The 17,049-nt window shown below is 72.5% G+C and carries 18 protein-coding genes; 11 read left to right on the forward strand and 7 right to left on the reverse strand.

Features of this window, described 5'->3' with window-relative positions:
- Nucleotides 1-41: 41 nt before the first annotated feature.
- Nucleotides 42-896 carry a calcium-binding protein gene (locus tag ACT01A_RS00890; RefSeq protein WP_445150352.1) on the reverse strand — a complete coding sequence of 285 codons (855 nt, stop codon included), beginning with the start codon at nucleotides 894-896 and terminating at the stop codon, nucleotides 42-44.
- Nucleotides 897-1,025: 129 nt separating this feature from the next.
- On the opposite strand from ACT01A_RS00890, the gene ACT01A_RS00895 reads away from it, so the two are divergent.
- The 3 genes from ACT01A_RS00895 to ACT01A_RS00905 are packed head-to-tail and all read left to right on the forward strand — an operon-like array spanning nucleotide 1,026 to nucleotide 3,525.
- Nucleotides 1,026-1,493: a calcium-binding protein gene (locus tag ACT01A_RS00895; RefSeq protein ID WP_445150353.1), complete on the forward strand. Its 468-nt coding sequence runs from the start codon at nucleotides 1,026-1,028 to the stop codon at nucleotides 1,491-1,493.
- Nucleotides 1,486-2,193: a response regulator transcription factor gene (locus tag ACT01A_RS00900; RefSeq protein ID WP_445150354.1), complete on the forward strand. Its 708-nt coding sequence runs from the start codon at nucleotides 1,486-1,488 to the stop codon at nucleotides 2,191-2,193. The genes ACT01A_RS00895 and ACT01A_RS00900 overlap by 8 nt, the downstream gene beginning before the upstream one ends.
- 6 nt (nucleotides 2,194-2,199) lie before the next feature.
- The gene (locus tag ACT01A_RS00905; protein WP_445150355.1) at nucleotides 2,200-3,525 is read left to right on the forward strand and encodes a HAMP domain-containing sensor histidine kinase; all 1,326 of its coding nucleotides are present in this window, start codon (nucleotides 2,200-2,202) and stop codon (nucleotides 3,523-3,525) included.
- Here ACT01A_RS00905 and ACT01A_RS00910 read toward each other — a convergent pair.
- Entirely contained in the window at nucleotides 3,522-4,343 is an 822-nt protein-coding gene (locus ACT01A_RS00910; protein WP_445152782.1) for an adenylate/guanylate cyclase domain-containing protein, read from the reverse strand. The genes ACT01A_RS00905 and ACT01A_RS00910 overlap by 4 nt on opposite strands.
- A gap of 766 nt (nucleotides 4,344-5,109) precedes the next feature.
- Here ACT01A_RS00910 and ACT01A_RS00915 point away from each other — a divergent pair.
- The 3 genes from ACT01A_RS00915 to ACT01A_RS00925 all read left to right on the forward strand — a co-directional run bounded on the left by ACT01A_RS00915 (nucleotide 5,110) and on the right by ACT01A_RS00925 (nucleotide 8,106).
- Entirely contained in the window at nucleotides 5,110-5,907 is a 798-nt protein-coding gene (locus ACT01A_RS00915) for a helix-turn-helix domain-containing protein (protein WP_445150356.1), read from the forward strand.
- A gap of 10 nt (nucleotides 5,908-5,917) precedes the next feature.
- The gene (locus ACT01A_RS00920) at nucleotides 5,918-6,292 is read left to right on the forward strand and encodes a VOC family protein (protein WP_445150357.1); all 375 of its coding nucleotides are present in this window, start codon (nucleotides 5,918-5,920) and stop codon (nucleotides 6,290-6,292) included.
- A gap of 194 nt (nucleotides 6,293-6,486) precedes the next feature.
- Nucleotides 6,487-8,106: an ABC-F family ATP-binding cassette domain-containing protein gene (locus ACT01A_RS00925; protein WP_445150358.1), complete on the forward strand. Its 1,620-nt coding sequence runs from the start codon at nucleotides 6,487-6,489 to the stop codon at nucleotides 8,104-8,106.
- Here ACT01A_RS00925 and ACT01A_RS00930 read toward each other — a convergent pair.
- The gene (locus ACT01A_RS00930) at nucleotides 8,103-8,588 is read right to left on the reverse strand and encodes a universal stress protein (RefSeq protein ID WP_445150359.1); all 486 of its coding nucleotides are present in this window, start codon (nucleotides 8,586-8,588) and stop codon (nucleotides 8,103-8,105) included. The two genes, ACT01A_RS00925 and ACT01A_RS00930, sit on opposite strands and share 4 nt — an antisense overlap.
- A gap of 5 nt (nucleotides 8,589-8,593) precedes the next feature.
- Nucleotides 8,594-10,030 (reverse strand): MFS transporter, encoded by a 1,437-nt coding sequence (locus tag ACT01A_RS00935; protein ID WP_445150360.1) that lies wholly within the window; start codon nucleotides 10,028-10,030, stop codon nucleotides 8,594-8,596.
- 64 nt (nucleotides 10,031-10,094) lie between these two features.
- On the opposite strand from ACT01A_RS00935, the gene ACT01A_RS00940 reads away from it, so the two are divergent.
- Both ACT01A_RS00940 and ACT01A_RS00945 read left to right on the forward strand, forming a co-directional pair.
- Nucleotides 10,095-10,757: a TetR/AcrR family transcriptional regulator gene (locus tag ACT01A_RS00940; RefSeq protein WP_445150361.1), complete on the forward strand. Its 663-nt coding sequence runs from the start codon at nucleotides 10,095-10,097 to the stop codon at nucleotides 10,755-10,757.
- Complete coding sequence (locus ACT01A_RS00945; RefSeq protein ID WP_445150362.1) at nucleotides 10,754-11,734, forward strand: cation diffusion facilitator family transporter; 981 nt, start codon at nucleotides 10,754-10,756, stop codon at nucleotides 11,732-11,734. Before ACT01A_RS00940 ends, ACT01A_RS00945 begins: the two co-directional genes overlap by 4 nt.
- Here the strand turns inward: ACT01A_RS00945 and ACT01A_RS00950 are convergent.
- Nucleotides 11,698-12,834, reverse strand: a complete 1,137-nt coding sequence (locus ACT01A_RS00950) for a serine hydrolase domain-containing protein (RefSeq protein ID WP_445150363.1) — start codon at nucleotides 12,832-12,834, stop codon at nucleotides 11,698-11,700. The two genes, ACT01A_RS00945 and ACT01A_RS00950, sit on opposite strands and share 37 nt — an antisense overlap.
- A gap of 64 nt (nucleotides 12,835-12,898) precedes the next feature.
- Nucleotides 12,899-13,717: an alpha/beta fold hydrolase gene (locus tag ACT01A_RS00955; protein WP_445150364.1), complete on the reverse strand. Its 819-nt coding sequence runs from the start codon at nucleotides 13,715-13,717 to the stop codon at nucleotides 12,899-12,901.
- Between the two features lie 34 nt (nucleotides 13,718-13,751).
- Here ACT01A_RS00955 and ACT01A_RS00960 point away from each other — a divergent pair, with 34 nt between their 5' ends.
- Nucleotides 13,752-14,381: a TetR/AcrR family transcriptional regulator gene (locus ACT01A_RS00960; protein ID WP_445150365.1), complete on the forward strand. Its 630-nt coding sequence runs from the start codon at nucleotides 13,752-13,754 to the stop codon at nucleotides 14,379-14,381.
- Entirely contained in the window at nucleotides 14,378-14,794 is a 417-nt protein-coding gene (locus ACT01A_RS00965) for a YunG family protein (RefSeq protein ID WP_445150366.1), read from the forward strand. The genes ACT01A_RS00960 and ACT01A_RS00965 overlap by 4 nt, the downstream gene beginning before the upstream one ends.
- Here ACT01A_RS00965 and ACT01A_RS00970 read toward each other — a convergent pair.
- Nucleotides 14,760-15,488, reverse strand: a complete 729-nt coding sequence (locus ACT01A_RS00970; protein WP_445150367.1) for an SDR family NAD(P)-dependent oxidoreductase — start codon at nucleotides 15,486-15,488, stop codon at nucleotides 14,760-14,762. The genes ACT01A_RS00965 and ACT01A_RS00970 overlap by 35 nt on opposite strands.
- Before the next feature lie 48 nt (nucleotides 15,489-15,536).
- Here ACT01A_RS00970 and ACT01A_RS00975 point away from each other — a divergent pair, with 48 nt between their 5' ends.
- Nucleotides 15,537-17,045 (forward strand): hypothetical protein, encoded by a 1,509-nt coding sequence (locus tag ACT01A_RS00975; protein ID WP_445150368.1) that lies wholly within the window; start codon nucleotides 15,537-15,539, stop codon nucleotides 17,043-17,045.
- The last annotated feature ends 4 nt before the right edge of the window (nucleotides 17,046-17,049 follow it).

The following is a 17,049-nucleotide window of genomic DNA, read 5'->3' on the forward strand; positions in this document are numbered from 1 at the left end:
AATGTCCCTCCCGATGAAGGACTAGGAGAACTTCAGGCCCGTTAGGACTGCTTCTGCGCGTCCGCCGGGTTGGACTGCGCGTCCTCGGACTTCGTCTCGGCCGGCTTGGGGTCCTTGCGGACGACCTTCTCGCAGGAGCCGTTGGGGTTCTCGGCCGTGGCGTCGGTGATCACGTCGACGTTGTCGAGCAAGGCGATGTCCTTGCCTTCGCCGCAGGTGATGCGGTCGACCTCGCCGTCGCGGGTGTGGAACTTGTCATTGCCATTGCCACCGTTGAGCGTGTCGCCGACCTGGTCGTTGGGACCGCTGACGTCGCCGCGGGCCAAGGCCCAAAGGTCGTCGTTGCCGTCGCCGCCGTTGGAGGTGTCGACGCCGAGGTTGGCGTAGATGCGGTCGTTGCCCGCCCCGCCGTCCTGGGTGTCGTCGCCCGAGCCACCGGCCATCACGTCGTTGCCGTTCTCGCCGACCGAGTTGTCGTTGCCGCTGCCGCCGTAGATGCGGTCGCGCGAGTCGCCGCCCTTGAGCGTGTCGTTGCCCGAACCGCCGAAGATGCGGTCAAACGACGTGCGGTCGCCGGTGTCGTTGGCGTCGCCCGAGATGGTGTCGTCGCCCGCGCCGCCGTTGAGCCAGTCGTTGCCCTGGACGCCGGCGATCGTGTCGTTGCCCGCGCCGCCGAAGATGCGGTCGTTGCCAAGGCCACCGACGAGCTGGTCGTCGCCGCCCCGGCCCCAGATGCGGTCGTTGCCGGCGTTGCCGTCGATCGCGTCGGCGACGTTGGTGCCCCGGAGGCGCTCGTTGCCCGGGCCACCGGTGATCGTGGCGGCCAGTGCCGAGCTGCTCGGGACCATGGCGAGCGCCGCGGTGGCGCCGATGAAGATCTTGCGCTTGGAGGTCATGCCCACAGCGTCACCGGTTCGGGAGGGGTTCTCAGCGGTCTCTCACCTACTCCTCACGCTCCGTGAGAGATTCGTGAGGACCGCCAGGAATAGGCCGCGCGACGGGCAAATGGCGCCATGATCATGTCGATGTCCTTCCGGTACGTGTTCCCCGTCGTCCTCGTCTCGCTGCTCCTCGGCCTGGCGGCCAGCGTGGTCCACGCGCAGACGCTGGCGGGCACGCCGAAGGCGGATGAGATCACCGGGACCTCCAGCGCCGACGTCATCAACGGGCGCGGGGGCAACGACAAGATCTATGGCGGCGGCGGCAACGACAAGCTCAGCGGCGGGCGCGGCAACGACCTGGTCGCGGGCGACGCCGGCAACGACCGCATCAACGGCGGTCCGGGCGACGACACGCTGCTCGGCGGTGCGGGCAGCGATCGCATCACGGGTGGCGCAGGGGCCGACCAGGTGTTCGGCGGCGCCGGGAATGACATCATCAACGTCCGTGATGGAGAGATCGACACCGTGCATTGCGGCGGGGGCAGGGATCGCGTGATCGCCGACGCCGCCGACGTCGTGGGCAAGGACTGCGAGAGCGTCTCACGTGGGTGAGGCCACGTCCGCGGGTCCCGTCGTCCTGCTGATCGACGACGACCCCGCGATCCGGCGCGCGGTGAGCGCCGGGCTGGAGTTGGAGGGGTTCTCGGTCGTGCCCGCGTCCGGCGGGCGCGCCGGGCTGGAAGCGGCCGCGCGCGTGCACCCGGCGGTGGTCCTGCTCGACCTCTCGATGCCGGACCTTGACGGCTTGGAGGTGCTGGAGCGCCTGCGGGCGTCCGGCGACCAGGTGCCGGTGTGCGTGCTGTCGGCGCGTGACGAGGTCGACGACCGCGTCGCCGGCCTGCAGGCGGGGGCTGACGACTACGTGGTCAAGCCGTTCGCGCTGGAGGAGGTCGTCGCGCGGCTGCACGCGCTGCTGCGCCGCCGTCCCGCGGGCGCCGACGAGACGCTCGTGGTCGGCGACATCCGGCTGGACCCGCGAGCGCGCACCGCCTCACGCGGCGAGCGCGTCCTGGACCTCACGCGCCGCGAGTTCGACCTGCTCGCGTTGTTCCTGCGCAATCCGAACGAGATCCTCGACCGCGCGCGCCTGCACGAAGAAGTCTGGGGCTACACGTTCGACCCGGGGACCAACGTGGCGGACGTGTTCGTCGGCTACGTGCGCCGCAAGCTCGAGCAGGACGGCGAGCCGCGCGTGCTCCACACCGTGCGCGGCGTCGGCTTCGTCTTGCGTCCCGAGCATCTGCCAGGCTGAGCGCTCGTGCGCAGCCTCCGCGGTCGCCTGACGCTCGGCGTCCTGCTCGTCCTGGCCGCGGTGATGGTCGCCGCGGGCGCTGCCGCGTTCCATGAGATCGACCGGTCCGAGCGCGAGGCGCTGGACGATCGGCTCAAGCGCACCGCGGAGCTGACCCGGCCGGCCGCGGTCGCCGCAGTGCAGGACGAGGTCCCCGCCGACGACCAGCGGCTCAACGCGGTTCTGCGCGCGACCGGTTCGTCGCTGCGGGTGCGGCTCGGGAAGGCGTCGCTGGTCGACGCGGGCGCGAACCCGCCGCGCCACGGCGCACTGCCGGGCGGCCTGTCGACGTTCACCAGCGACGGGCGCCGCTACCGCGCCTACGTGACGACGCTCGACGACCCGGACCTCGGCGGCACCGCTCGGCTTGAGGTCGTCTCCGGCCTCGGCGGGCTGGAGAACCGCATCAGCGACCTGGAGCGTCGGGTCGCGCTGATCGGGCTCGGCGGGCTGGTGCTCGTCGGGTTGTTGGTGTGGTTGACGGCGCTGGTGTTGTTGAGGCCATTGCGTCGCCTGCGCGCGGTCACCGCGGAGATCGCGCAGGACGAGGACTTGGACCGGCGCGTGCCTGACGACCGCGGGCCGTCCGAGCTGCGATCGGTGGCGCGGTCGTTCAACGCGATGCTCGCGCGGCTGGGGCGCAGCGCGGCGGACCGCGAGCGCGCGCTGGCGGCGACGCGGCGCTTCGCGGCCGACGCCGGCCACGAGCTGCGCACGCCGCTGACGTCGGTGCAGACGACGCTCTCCGCGCTGCGCCGGCATCCTGATCTCGACGCTGAGCGTCGCACCGCCATGCTCGGCGACGCGCTCGACCAGCAGCGGCGCCTGGTCGCCCTGCTCGACGGCCTACAGGCACTGGCGCGCGGCGAGACCGGCCCGCTGGCGCACGCGCCGGTCGACCTGACCGAGCTGGTCGACGAGGTCGTCACGCGCGCCGGCGCCGGCGTCAGCGCGACGCTGCCCGACGAGCCGGTCGTCGTCGACGGATGGGAGCCCGGGCTGCGGTTGGTGGTGGAGAACCTCGTCACCAACGCGGTGCGCCACGGCGGTTCGCAGGTCGCGGTCACGGTGCAGGCCGACGGGCCGGCGCTGATCGTGGACGATGACGGCGCCGGCGTCCCGAACGCCGATCGCGACCGCATCTTCGAACCGTTCGCACGCCTCGACGACACCACCGCGCCCGGCTCCGGCCTCGGCCTCGCGCTGGTCGCCCAGCAGGCCGGGCACCACCAGGCGAGCGTCGCCGTCGAGGCCTCGCCGCTCGGCGGCGCGCGCTTCGTCGTGCGCTTCTAGGACTCCGACGACGACGGCGCCGTCGCCCGCGGTGCCGCCAGCCGCGTCGGCTCCGCCCGGCCGCGCAGCGTCTCCTCGCCGGCGCCCGCCCAGCGCTCGCGCTCCGCGTCGTCGCCCGCGCGATCCATCGCCGCGTGCGACGCGAGCACGCGGCCGTCGTGCTGCTTGGCCAGCTCGGTCAGGCGCGAGGCCTCGTTGACCGGGTCGCCGATCACGGTGTACTCGAAGCGCTGCTGGGCGCCGATGTTCCCGGCGACCGCGGTCCCGGCGGAGACGCCGATGCCGATGTCCAGGTGCGGGACCGCTTCGGCGAGGCGCTCGCGCAGCGTGCGGGCGGCGGCCAGCGCGGCGCCCGCGGCGTCGTCGTGGGGCAGGGGTGCGCCGAAGACGACGAGCGCCGCGTCCCCGATGAACTTGTTGACGGTGCCGCCGTGCTCGTCGACCACGTCGATCACGACGCCGAAGAAGTCGTTCAACAACTCGACGACCTCGGCCGGCGGGCGCTTGTGGGCCAGCTCGGTCGACCCGACCAGGTCGATGAACAACACGGCGACGTCGAGCTCCTCGCCGCCGAGCGTGATCCCGCGCTCCAGCGCCTGGCGCGCGACGTCCTCGCCGACTTGGCGGCCAAACAGGTCGCGCAGCTCCTCGCGCTCGCGCAGGCCCGACACCATGCGGTTAAAACCCGCCTGGAGGAGGCCGACCTCTGAGCCGTCGTAGACGTCGACCTCGACGTCCTGCTCGCCGTCCTGCACCTGGCGCACCGCGCGGCGCACCGTGTCCAGCGGGTCGGCGAGCGAGCGCGCGGTCAGCGCCATCACCGCGACGCCGACGATCAGCCCGACGCCGCCCAGCACGACGCCGGTGATCGCGACGCGGTCGGCCGACGCGTCGATCGTGCCGTGCAGCTCGGCGGCGCCGACCAGCGTGATGCCGAGGACCGGGACGCCGGTCCCCAGCGCCCAGGTCAGCAGCAGGCGCGTGGTGATGCCCGGTAGCGCAGGGTCGTCCGGCACGGTGTCGGCCAGCGCGCGGGCGGCAACGGGGCGCAGCACGCGTTGGGCGAGCAGGTAGGCCACCGAGCAGGTCGCTCCCGCCGCCAGGCCGACGGTGATCGCGACCAGCAGCGCCAGCTCGCCGTTGTAGTGGGCGGTGATGATCGTGAACAGGACCGCGCCGAGCGCCCAAAGCACGCCGTGGACGACAATCTCGCGCGCGGGGGTCAGCAGCACGATCCGCTGCTCCTCGGCCGTCGGCGGGCGGTCGGAGCGCAGCCACCCGAGCACGGGGCGCAACAACCACAGCACCCACAGGACGCCGGCGGGCACGGCGAAGACGAGGTAGCCGACCAGCCACACGACCGTGACGCGCTGCACGTGGTCGGGCTCGTCGATGTCCGGCAGCGGCAGCACCCAGCGGATCAGCGCGAAGACGATCGCGACGCCGACGACGTTGGCGCCGATCATCAGGACCGCGTACGGGACGGCCAGCCTGCGCTCCAGGTCCGACAGCGATCCGAGCATCGGCCAGGAACCTACTTCCTGGCGCGCCCGGATCGCTGCGCCGGGGCGTAGGCTCAGCCCCATGACCACCGCGTGGCTGACGACCCGCGCGCCGCACCCGGCCCTGCGACCGCTGGTCGCGCGCGGCTACGTCGGCTACCACGAGCGGACCGGCGCGCCGCTGGCGCGGGTCGAGACGCCGCACCCGGCGATCGTGGTGATCGTCAACCTCGGCCCGGCGCTGCGGGTCGACGGGACCGCGTTCGGGTCGTTCGCCGCCGGGCTGACCGACGTCCCGGTCCTGACCGAGCACGCGGGCGAGCAGGCGGGGATCCAGCTCGACCTGACGCCTCAAGGCGCGCGGCGGCTGCTCGGCGTGCCGCTGCGCGAGGTGGCACGCAAGGTGGTGGAGCTGGACCGGCTGCTGGATCCGGCACCGCTCGCGCGGCTGCGGTCGGCCGACACGTGGGACGAGCGCTTCGCGCTGCTGGACGCGGCGCTGCTCGCGCGTCTCGCGCAGACCCCGGACGGCCGCCCCGACGTCGCCTACGCGTGGTCGCGACTGATTGAGACGCGCGGCGCGGTGAGCGTCGCGCGCCTGTGTGCCGAGCTCGGGTGCTCGCGGCGGCACCTCAGCGCGCGCTTTGGCGACGAGGTCGGGCTCGGGCCCAAGGCGGTCGGGCGGATCCTGCGCTTCCAGGCGGCGAGCGCGATGCTCGCGGACGGCGGCACGCCCAGCGCGGTGGCCGCCGCGTGTGGCTTCGCCGACCAGCCGCACCTCACGCGCGAGTTCCGCGCCATGGCCGGCGTCACACCGCGCGCGTCGTCACCGCCGTCGCCGTTCCCAAACCTTCAAGACGCGGGCGCGGTGCGGGCGTAAGGTCCGCGCCATGCCGACGATCATCCCGACGTTCCGCTACGACGACGCCCGCGCCGCGATCACGCTCCTCTGCGAAGCGTTCGGCTTCGAGGAGCACGCGGTCCACGAGGACGGCGGCGTCATCGCCCACGCGGAGCTGAAGCTCGGCGACGCCTACATCATGCTCGGCCAGACGCGCGACGAGAACCGCGAGCGCGTCCCGGCCGGCCCGTCGTCGGTCTACGTCGTGGTCGAGGACGTCGACGCGCTGCACGCCCGCGCGGTCGCGGCCGGGGCGGAGATCATGGAGGGCCTCACCGAGCGGGACTACGGATCGCGCGAGTTCGCGGCGCGTGACCCCGCCGGCAACGTGTGGTGGTTCGGGACGTACGCGCCGCAGGACTGACCGCTTGCGCGCGTCCACCCAAGTGCGGTACCTTGGATAGCGGCCCTCACGGGCCAGCCTATGCGCGAACTGATCTGACGACAGCTTCCCCGCTTCCCCGGCGCCTGGATGAGCCCTTGCTCTCCGGCCGGGTGTGAGCCGCTGCCGTCGCACCGCATCGTTCGTGTCCGCCTTCCCTCATAGGAGCTCCCCATATGCCGTCGACCCTTCTCGACGCCCAGAAGATCACCCGCCATCACGGCGACCGCACGGTCCTCGCCGACGTCGACGTCCGCGTGGACTCCGGCACGCGCCTGGCCGTCATCGGACCCAACGGGTCCGGCAAGTCCACGTTGTTGCGCGCGCTGGCCGGCCTCGAGACGCCGGACGGCGGAACCGTCCAGCGCCTCGGCACGGTCGGCTACCTGCCGCAGATGGCCGACACCGACGCCTCCGACGGCGCTTCGGTGCGCGCGACGATGCTCGAGCGCCTTGGCGTGGCGGGCGCCGCGCGCGAGGTCGACCGGTTTGAAGCGCGCCTGGCCGCGGGCGACCTCGATGCGGTCACGCCGCACGCCGCCGCGCTCGAGCGCTGGCTGGCGCTCGGCGGCGCCGACGCCGAGGCGCGTGTCGCTGCCGCGGCCGCCGAGCTCGGGCTGGACGGCGCGCTGCTTGACCGACCGCTGGCGTCGCTGTCCGGCGGTCAGGCGGCGCGGGCTGGTCTCGCGGTCCTGCGCGCTGCGCGCTTTGACGTGGTGTTGCTCGACGAGCCGACCAACCACCTCGACGCCGACGGCCTGGAGCGGCTGTCGGCGCTGCTGGCGCAGCGCTCCGGCGGCGTCGTCCTGGTCTCCCACGACCGCGCGCTGCTGGAGGTCGCGGCTGACACGCTGCTGGAGCTGGACGGCCGCACCGGCGAGGCGACGCACTACGCCGGCGGATGGGAGGCCTACGAGCACGAGCGCGAGAGCGCCCACGCGCGTGCGGTCGCCGAGCACGACCAGGCGCTGGCCAAGCGGGCGGCGCTGACCGACGCGATCCGCGAGACCCGCTCGCGAGCGCAGTCCTCGATCGGCCGCGCCAAGCACCTCGCCCACGACGGCGACAAGCACTCCGCGGAGTTCGTGCGCTCGCGGGCGCAGGGCATGCAGTCGCGGGCGCGCAAGGTCGAGTCGCGGCTGACGCGGATCGAGGTCCCCGACAAGCCGTGGGAGGACCGGGCGCTGCGCCTGGAGCTGACCGCGGCCGAGCGGCGCGGTGGGCCGGTCGTCGCGCTGGAGGGCGCGGTGATCGAGCGGTCGCCCGCGTTCCGGGTCGGCCCGATCGACCTGGCGCTGTCCTACGGCGACCGGATCCTGCTGCGCGGGCCGAACGGGTCGGGCAAGTCCACCATCATCGCCGCGCTGCTGGGTGAGCTGCCATTGACGGCCGGCACGCGGCGGGCGGCGCCAGGCGCGGTGATCGCGCGGCTGGGTCAGGCGCGCGACGCGCTCGCCTCCGACGCGCCGCTCGACGAGTCGGTGCGGGCGCTGACCGGGCTGGACGAGTCCGAGGCCCGCACCGCGTTGGCGTCCTACGGCCTGGGCGCCGACCGCGTGGGGCGACCGGCCTCGACGCTCTCGCCCGGTGAGCGGACGCGCGGTGAGCTGGCGGTCCTCGCGCACCGTCGCGCCGCGTGCCTGCTGCTGGACGAGCCGACCAACCACCTCGACGTCGCGTCGCTGGAGATCCTCGAGCGCGCCCTGGACGGGTGGCCGGGCGCGCTCGTCGTCGCCACGCACGACGCGCGGCTGCGCGACGCGCTGGCGATCACCGAGGTGGTGGACTTGGGCTAGCTGCCGTCGCCGGTCGCGTCGGCCTTGGCGTCCTCGGGCAGGTGCGCGACGAACACCGCGCACTTGGAGTGGTGCAGGACGTGCTGGCTGACCGAGCCGAACATCGAGCCGATGCGCCCGACGCCGCGTGCGCCGAGCAGGACGACGTCGTGGTCGCCGGCCTTGACCTGGGCGACGATCTCCGGGCCGGCGTGGCCGCGGCGCTGGACGCTCTCGACCGGCTGGTCGTCCGGGATCTCTTCGAGGGCCGCGCGGATGATCTTCTCGGCGGCGCGGTCGGCGTCGCCCTGCATCGCGACCGGGTCGACGCCGGCGCCATAGGCCATGGCGGCGGACTCGGTCACGTTGGGGATGACGGTCATGACCGTGAGGCGGGCGTGGTCGCGCTCGGCGATCGCCAGCGCGGACGCGAGCGCGAGGTCGGCGTGACGGGAGCCGTCGACGGCGACGAGGATGCGATGAAATGTGGGACGCGATGCCATGCCCATCAGTGTGCCGCACCGGCGGTCGCGGTCACGCTGGAGGGTTCGTGCGCGCGGCTTCGCGACGGCACCGCCAGGCCGATCAGCACCGCCGCGCCCATCGCCGCCGCCGTCACCCAGAAGACGACCGTGAACGCGTGCTCGGTCGGCACCGCGGTGCCGGCGATCGTGTGCGCGGCAAGGATCGAGGCGGGGATCGAGGCGCCGAACGCGCCGCCGACGGTCCGCATGATGGTGTTGATCGCGGTCGCGGCGCCGGTCTGGCTGTGCGGGACGGCCTCGACGATCAGGTTGGCCAGCGAGGCGAACGCGAGGCCGATGCCCAGGCCCTGGAGGACGAGGCCCGCGACGACCTCGGCGTGCGTCGTGTGGGCGACCGCGAGCAAGGCGTAGGCCAGGCCGGTCAGCGCGGTGCCCAACAGCGCCGGCAGCTTGGCGCCGTGGGTGTGGGCCAGGTGCGCGGCGAAGGGGCCGACGAGCAGCATGGCAAGGGCATTGGGAACGATGTAGAGGCCGGCGGTGAGGACCGAGTCGCCGAAGCCGTAGCCGGTGGTGGCGGGCATCTCCAGGAGAGCGGGGACCAGGACGATGCCCGCGAACATCCCGAAGCCGATGAAGAGCGTGACCGCGTTGGTGGTCCAGACGCCGCGCTGGGCCATGACCTTCATGTCGACCAGCGGGACCCGCGCGCGGACCTCGGCGGCGATGTAGGCGCCCAGGATCGCCAGGCCGGCGAGGACGAAGCCGACGTTCTTGGCCGAGCCCCAGCCCCACGAGTTGGCCTGCGTGATCCCGAGCAGGAGCGTGACGAGGCCGGCGGCGAGGAGGGCCGCGCTGCCCCAGTTGACGGTGGAGTCGACCCGCACCGGTGACTCGGGCACGAAGCGCCACGCGGCGACGGTTGCAACGGTGGTGACCGCCAGCGGGATCCAGAACAGCCAGTGGTAGGACAGGTCCTCGACGATCACGCCCGCGACGACCAGCCCGACCGCGCCACCGATGCCGAGCATCGCGCTCAGCAGCGCGATCGCGCCGGGCACTTTCGGCCGCGGCAGCTCGTCGCGCACGATCGCGAACGCCAGCGGGAAGACGCCGCCGCCTGCGCCCTGCAAGACCCGGCCGACGAGCATCGTGTTGAGGTTGGTCGCGACCGCGCTGATCAGCGTGCCGAGCGAGAGCAGGCCGAGCGCGACGACCAGCAGGCGGTGCTTGCCGTACAGGTCGCCGAGTCGGCCGAAGACGGGGGTGAGGACCGACGCGCTGAGCAGGAACGCGGTGAGGATCCACGTCGCGTTGGTCGACGACGTCCCGAGGTCCTGCGCCAGCGTGGGCAGGGCGGGCGCGACGATCGACTGCAGGACGGAGTAGGCCAGCGCGCCGAGCGCCAGCACGACGAGGACGAGACCGGGCCGTGGCTCGTCACGCAAAGCGGAATCATTCATTCCGGACACGGTACGGAATGACTCATTCCGCTTCTGCGCCGCTCGTCACACTAGGCTTCGTGGTGTGACGCCCGCCACAGGACGCGCTCCGCGGAGGGATGCCCAGCGAAACCGGGAGCGGATCCTGGCGGCTGCGCGGGAGGTCGTCGCCGAGCGCGGCGTCGCGGCCAAGATGGAGGACGTGGCCGCGCGGGCCGGCGTCGGGATCGGAACGCTCTACCGGTTCGTGCCGACCAAGGACGCCTTGTTCGGGGTCATCCTGCGCGAGGAGGCCGATCGGCTGGCGGTGATGGCGTCCGACGCGCTGGCGCTGCCACCGGGCGAGTCGGCGTTCCACACGTGGATGGAGACCGCGGCCGCGTGGCAGGGCGCCAACCGCGCGTTCATCAACGTGCTCGCCGCGCGTGACCCGGAGGTTCCGGTGCCGCAGCTGCTGTCGCGGCGACTGCGCACGCACCTGCGGGATCTCGTCAAGCGCGGGCAGGCCGACGGCGACCTGCGCGAGGACGTCAGCGCCAGTGACGTGTTGATGGTCTTGCTGGCGGTCGGGCGGATCGGCGAGGGCACGGACGGCACGAGCCCGGGTTACGCCAAGCGCTTCCTCGCGCTACAGCTCGATGCGCTCGCGCCCGGCGGCGCGCCGCTGCCCGGCAAGGCGCTGACCGAGCGTCAGCTCGAGCTGACGCTCGACGCGCTCGCCCACAACCGCCGCGGGAGCCGCGGGTGAGCGACGCGACGGACGTCGGAGGCGACGACGTCGACGACGGGCGCGACGCCAGCCTCACCAGCGTCTTCGCCGCGCTGGCCGCGAACACCACGATCGCCATCGCCAAGGGCGTCGCCGCCGCGTTGACGGGCTCAGCCGCGCTCTTCGCCGAGACGCTGCACACCGTCGCCGACGCCGGCAACGAGGTCTTCCTCTACATCGCGATCCGCCGCTCCGAGAAGCCGCCGGACGACAGCCACCCGCTCGGCTACGGCCCCGAGCGCTGGTACTGGGCGCTGCTGGCCGCGATCGGGATGTTCGTCGTCGGCGGGGCGGTGTCGATCTGGGAGGGCGTCAACGCGCTCTTCCATCCGCACGAGCTGGAGGCGTTCTGGGTCGGCGTCGCGATCCTCGTCGTCGCGATCGTCCTGGACGGGATATCGCGGACGATCGCGATCCGCGAGCTGCGGGGGAGAGCCTCCCGCGCCGGCATGCCGCTGCGCCGGTACATCAGCGAGTCGAGCGACCCGACGGTCACCACGGTGTACTTGGAGGACACGATCGACGTCCTCGGCGCCTCGCTCGCCCTCACCGCGTTGGTGCTGCACAAGGTCACCGGCATCGAGATCTTCGACCCGCTCGCCACGTTGATCATCGGCGGCCTGTTGACCTACGTGGCGATCAAGCTGACCGGCCGCAACCGCGCGCTGCTGACCAACCAGTCCGTCGCGCCGCACTACCTCGACAAGCTGCGCGCCGACGTCGAGGCCATGCCCGGCATCGTCGCCGTCCACTCGATCGAGGCCGTCCACCTCGGACCCACCTCGGCGATGGTCGCCGCGGAGGTGGTCCTCCGCGACGGCCTCACCGCCGACGACGTCGCGACGACGTTGCAGGTCACCCGCGACACGCTGTGCAGCACGGTCCCGGCGATCGCGCGGCTCTATCTCACGCCGGTCTCTCAGGCGGCCAGCGACGCCTCGACCGCTCGGACGTAGGCCTCGGAGCGCTCCGAGCCGATGATCCCCGGCGCCATCTTGTTCATCATGTAGGAGATGGTCAGGCGGCGGTCGAGGTCGGCGATGATCAGCGACCCGCCCCAGCCGCCCCAGTAACAGGCCTTGCCCTGCGGCGCGTAGGGGACGGTCTCGGTCTCCGGCAGCGCGAAGCCGATCCCGAAGCGCAGCGGGACGGCGAGCACGAGGTCGGGGCCGTGGCTCTGCTCGTCGAAGATCACGTCGATGGTCTCGGGCGAGAGCAGGCCCGCGCCGCCGAGCGACAGCACGCGCAGCAGCCGCGCGACCGACCGCGCGTTGCCATGGCCGTTGAGCGCACCGAGCTCGGCGGCGCGCCACGCGGGCGTGTTGGCGTTGTTGGCATCGGCGACCGGGCCGGTGAACGTCTTGAACATCGGGCTCTCGGGATCCAAGGCGGACATGTCGATCGGCAGCGGCGGCGGCGCGATCACGGGCGCGATCCGATCCCACGCCGCGGGCGGCGTGCCGATCGTGAAGTCGGCCTCCAGCGGGCCGGCCAGCTCCTGGGCGACGAACTCCGTCAGCGACCGCCCGGACACGCGGCGCACCAGCTCGCCGATGAGATGGCCCTGGTTCTGGGCGTGGTAGCCCGAGGCGGTGCCGGGCTCCCACCACGGCGCCTGCGCGGCCAGCGCGGCGGTGGCGGCCTCGGTGTCGTACATCTGCTGCGCCGTGAACGGCGCCTCCCAGCCCGACACGCCCGACGTGTGCGACAGCAGGTGGCGGACCTCGATCGCCTCCTTGCCGTTGGCCGCGAACTCCGGCCAGTACTTCGCCACCGGCGCGTAGGGATCCAGCAGCCCGCGGTCGACCAGCACCAGCGCGGCGAGCGCGGTCACGGTCTTGGTCGTCGACCACACGTTGACGATCGTGTCCTGCGTCCACGGGACCGAGCGCTCGGCGTCGCGCCAGCCGCCCCAGACGTCGACGACGGTCGCGCCGTCGAGGTCGACGACGATCGACGCGCCCAGCTCCTCGCCGGATGCGAGCTGCTCGGCGAGCGCGTCGCGCACGGGCGCGAAGCGCGTGTCGCAGTGGCCCGAGACCTCGGCCGTGATCATGGTCTTTCTCCTCCTCCGCGGTGGGGACAGTAAGCGCTTGCTTACCCGACGCGGCGTGCGCGTGTCAAGCGGCGATCCGCGCGAGGATCGCGTCAGCGGTCACGTCCGGCGCCTCGTCCGGGATCCAGTGGCTGACGCCCGGCAGCTCGACGTAGGCAAACGGGCCGTCGCAGTGGGCCGGGCAGCCCTCAGCGGCCGCGCGGCCGATCGCGTGGTCGCCGTCGCTCCACACGAACGTCGTCGGGACCGTGATCCGCCCGGCCGCGGCCGGATCGGTCAGCGGCGCGGCGGCGTACCAGCGCAACGCGGCGCGCAACGCGTCCGGCGCTTGCAGCGGCGCGACGTAGCGCTCGGGATGGGGGAGGCCGCCGAAGCTCGCGCGCAGGCCGGCGGCGCCGTCGGCCAGCAGTTCGGCGGCGGCGGTGTCGACGTCGCGGAAGGCGTACATGTACTGGGATCGCTCGCGCTGGTCGGCATCTCCGCGGACCGCGGCGGCGAAGGCCAGCGGATGCGGGACCGAGAAGGCGGTCAGCGTCGCGACGCGCTCGGGGTGGCGGCCGGCGAGGAACCACGCGACGGTCGCGCCCCAGTCGTGGCCGACGACGTGCGCGCGCTCGATCCCCAGCGCGTCGAGGATCCCGACGGCGTCGGCGGTCAGCTCCAGCGCGGCGTAGGCCGCCGTGTCGTCCGGGCGCGCGCCCGGTGAGTAGCCGCGCTGGTCGGGGACGATCGTCCGCAGCCCGGCGGCGTGCAGGCGCGGGAGGACCGCGTCCCACTCGCGCCCGTTCTGCGGGAAGCCATGGAGGAGCAGCACCGCGGGCCCGTCGGTCGGGCCTTCCACGGCGACGTTGAACGTGAGATCTCGGACGGTGAGTGCCGACATAAGCGGGCGCTTAGTTATGACAGACTCCGCGGACATGGCGACCGCCACACCGCCCTACGCCGCGGGGATCCTGACCGCCGCCGACGCCGCCTGCGACGGTCCGCCCAAGGCCCGTGAGCTGTTCGTCGCCGGGGTCGAGGCGTTCGCGGCGCGCGGCTACCACGCGACGACGACGCGCGACATCGCCTCGCGCGCCGGCCTCAGCCCGGCCGGGATGTACGTGCACTATCGCTCCAAGGACGAGCTGTTGGCCGCGATCTGCCGCTTCGGCCATGGCCGCGTGCTCGAGCTGATGGCCGCGGCCGCCAAGATCCGCGACCCCGCCGAGCGGATCGCGGCGATGGCGCGCGATTCGGCGATCTTCCACGCCGAGCACCACACGGTCGCCCGCGTCAACCAGAACGAGTACCGCGCGCTTTCGGACGGGCCGCGCGCCGAGGTCGTCGCCATGCGCCGCGAGATCAGCGCGCTGCACCTCAAGGCGATGCGCGCTGGCGTGCGCAAGCGCGCCTTCCGCGTGGCCGACGTCGACGGCACCTCGGTGGCGCTGCTGACGATGTGCCACGACGTCGCCCGCTGGTTCCCGACCCGGGAGGTCGACGACCCCCGGCGCGTTGGCGACCTCTACGCCGAGCTGGCGTTGCGTATGGTGGGCGCCGCATGAGCTACACCTTGAGCTCGATCGAAGCGACCGTTCGCGCGTCCTGGTCGCTGGAGAGCTGCGACCCCGTCGACGTCCCGGACTGGTCGCCCCAGAACCCGTCGCGTGGCCAGTGCGGCGTCACGTCGCTGGTCCTCCAGGACTGGCTCGGCGGCGAGATGATGATCTGCGACATGGTCCACGCCGACGGTTCGCCGCAGGGCGTCCACTACTGGAACCGCTTCGAGAACGGCCTGGAGGTCGATCTCACCTGGGAGCAGTTCCGCGATGGCGAGCGGATCGTCGCCGGCAGCGAGCGCAGCGTCGGCCATCCCGAACGCCGCGACGACGACCGCATCATCGACCAGTACCGGACGCTCTCGGCGCGGGTCGCCGAAGCGCTCAGCGCGGGTGCATCCCGCCGTCCAAGGCAATGACCTTGGACGTCAGGTAGGCGTTGCGGAGCATGGCGATGGCCATGTCTGCGACCTCGCTGGGCTGACCGAGGCGGCCGACCGGGATGGTGCGCTGGAGGTAGCCGGGGTCGCCCGGGAGCATGTCGGTGTGCTCGATGAGGGCGGGGGCGAGGGCGTTGACGGTGATGCCGGCCTCGGCGACGCGGGAGGCCAGGAAGTGGGTGAGGCCGTGGAGGCCGGCCTTGGAGGCGGCGTAGTGCGGTCCGACGATGCCGCCGGTGAAGCCCGCCACCGACGAGACGAACAGGATCCGGCCGAAGCCGCGGTCCTTCATGCCGGGGATGACGCGCTGGGCGAGCAGGAACGGCGCGCGGAGGTTGATGGCCAACGTCTCGTCCCAGGCGCCGACGTCGACCTCGTCGAACGACGCCCGGTGGGCGTGGCCGTGGTTGGAGACCAGGACGTCGACCGGCCCGAGCGCGGACTCGACGGCGTCGACCAGCAGCTCCGACGCGCGCGGCACCAGCAGGTCGGCTGGGAACGACGCGGCGCGGCCGCCGGCGTCCTCGATCTCCTGGACGATCGACCCCGCCAGCTCGGAGCGGTCGCGATAGCCAACCGCGACGATCGCGCCCTCTGCGGCCAGCGCGCGGCACAGCGCCGCGCCGATCCCGCCGCTGCCGCCGGTCACCAGGGCCACCCGTCCGCTCAGCATCCCGCCCGAACCTATCGCGCGGATCGCGTTTCTGAGATGGTCGAACGCATGTCCCGGGTCGTGTTGGCGTGTTTGGTCGTGTTGTGCGGGTTGGTCGGGGCGAGCGCGGCGAGCGCGGCGAGCGCCGCCGATGGCTCCTGGGACGGCGTGAACGGCGTCCAGCACCTGCACTTCGAGACCGGCCCGATCACGGTCAAGCCCGGCCAGAACTCGATCGACAACGTCTTCGTCCCCGACGCCCAGAAGCCCAAGGTCGACGGCTACATCGTCCGCGCCCGGCCAGACCTGACCTACCTCGACGGCAAGGTCCCGCCGGTCGACGTCATCCACCTGCACCACGGCGTCTGGCTCAACGCCTCCGGCACGTCGCCCGCCTCGCCGGCCGGCCAGGTCCAGCCGATCTTCTTCGGCGGCGAGGAGAAGACGGTCTTCCGCATCCCGCGCGGTTACGGCTACGCCTACAAGAAATCCGACAAGTGGATCTTGAACGAGATGATCCACAACAACACGCCCAACCGCGAGAAGGTCCGTCTCGTCTGGGACCTCGACTTCATCCCGGCGACCTCGCCGCTGGCCAAGTCGATCACGCCGGTCATCCCGTTCTGGCTCGACGTGCGGCGCGGCTGGGGCTACCCGGTCTTCGACGTCGCTCAGCGCACCGGCGGCGCCGACGGCCAGTTTACGTTCCCGGACGAGGTGCCGACCGACCCCTACGCCAACGGGCCGAAGCAGAACGAGTTCTCGATGCCCTACGACGCGACGCTCGTCTCCGCCGTCGGCCACCTGCACCCAGGAGGCCTCAGGGACGACGTGCGGCTCACGCGTGGCGGGAGCTCGAAGCTCATCTTCCGCTCCCAGGCCAAGTACTACGACCCGGCGGGACCCGTGTCGTGGGACGTCAGCCTGACCGCCTCCAAGACCAAGTGGCGCGCCGGTGTCAAGGCCGGCGACGTCCTCTCGATCCACTCCACCTACGACGCCCGCCAGTCTTCGTGGTACGAGAACATGGGCATCGTGCTGGTCTTCGTCGCGCCGCACGACACGTCAGGACCGGACCCGTTCGCGACGCCCGTGAGCCCCGAGGGCGAGCTGACCCACGGCCACCTGGCCGAGAACAACCACCACGGCGGCAAGGCGGTGGTCTACCCCGACGCGCGTCGCGCCGCCGGGAAGGCCGGGGCGACGACCGTGAAGATCAAGGACTACCAGTTCCGTCCTGGCGACCTCGGCCTCTTGTACAACAAGAAGGCCAAGGTCCCGGTCGTCGCAAAGGGCCAGTCGCTGACGTTCGTCAACCAGGACGACGCATCGTACGAGTGGCACTCGATCACCACCTGCCGCGCGCCGTGCAACCGCCAGACCGGGATCTCCTACCCGCTGGCCAACGGCTTGGCCGGCACGCAGTTCGACTCCGGCCAGCTCGGCTACGGCCTCGCGGGCGCCACGCCCGCCGCCAACCGCGTCACGTGGAAGACGCCGAGCACGCTCTCGCAGGGCACCTACACCTACTTCTGCCGCATCCACCCGTTCATGCGCGGTGCGTTCCGCGTGCAGTAGTACG

The organism is Baekduia sp. Peel2402, from assembly GCF_052567285.1.

What these genes read in the sequence shown, in the direction of transcription:
- ACT01A_RS00965 (WP_445150366.1), top strand. Translation starts at nt 14,378, where the DNA reads ATGAGCTACACCTTGAGCTCGATCGAAGCGACCGTTCGCGCGTCCTGG.
- ACT01A_RS00950 (WP_445150363.1), bottom strand. Translation starts at nt 12,834, where the DNA reads ATGATCACGGCCGAGGTCTCGGGCCACTGCGACACGCGCTTCGCGCCC.
- ACT01A_RS00955 (WP_445150364.1), bottom strand. Translation starts at nt 13,717, where the DNA reads ATGTCGGCACTCACCGTCCGAGATCTCACGTTCAACGTCGCCGTGGAA.
- ACT01A_RS00890 (WP_445150352.1), bottom strand. Translation starts at nt 896, where the DNA reads ATGACCTCCAAGCGCAAGATCTTCATCGGCGCCACCGCGGCGCTCGCC.
- ACT01A_RS00920 (WP_445150357.1), top strand. Translation starts at nt 5,918, where the DNA reads ATGCCGACGATCATCCCGACGTTCCGCTACGACGACGCCCGCGCCGCG.
- ACT01A_RS00970 (WP_445150367.1), bottom strand. Translation starts at nt 15,488, where the DNA reads ATGCTGAGCGGACGGGTGGCCCTGGTGACCGGCGGCAGCGGCGGGATC.
- ACT01A_RS00915 (WP_445150356.1), top strand. Translation starts at nt 5,110, where the DNA reads ATGACCACCGCGTGGCTGACGACCCGCGCGCCGCACCCGGCCCTGCGA.
- ACT01A_RS00975 (WP_445150368.1), top strand. Translation starts at nt 15,537, where the DNA reads ATGTCCCGGGTCGTGTTGGCGTGTTTGGTCGTGTTGTGCGGGTTGGTC.
- ACT01A_RS00960 (WP_445150365.1), top strand. Translation starts at nt 13,752, where the DNA reads ATGGCGACCGCCACACCGCCCTACGCCGCGGGGATCCTGACCGCCGCC.
- ACT01A_RS00910 (WP_445152782.1), bottom strand. Translation starts at nt 4,343, where the DNA reads ATGGCGCTGACCGCGCGCTCGCTCGCCGACCCGCTGGACACGGTGCGC.
- ACT01A_RS00925 (WP_445150358.1), top strand. Translation starts at nt 6,487, where the DNA reads ATGCCGTCGACCCTTCTCGACGCCCAGAAGATCACCCGCCATCACGGC.
- ACT01A_RS00930 (WP_445150359.1), bottom strand. Translation starts at nt 8,588, where the DNA reads ATGGCATCGCGTCCCACATTTCATCGCATCCTCGTCGCCGTCGACGGC.
- ACT01A_RS00935 (WP_445150360.1), bottom strand. Translation starts at nt 10,030, where the DNA reads ATGAATGATTCCGCTTTGCGTGACGAGCCACGGCCCGGTCTCGTCCTC.
- ACT01A_RS00895 (WP_445150353.1), top strand. Translation starts at nt 1,026, where the DNA reads ATGTCCTTCCGGTACGTGTTCCCCGTCGTCCTCGTCTCGCTGCTCCTC.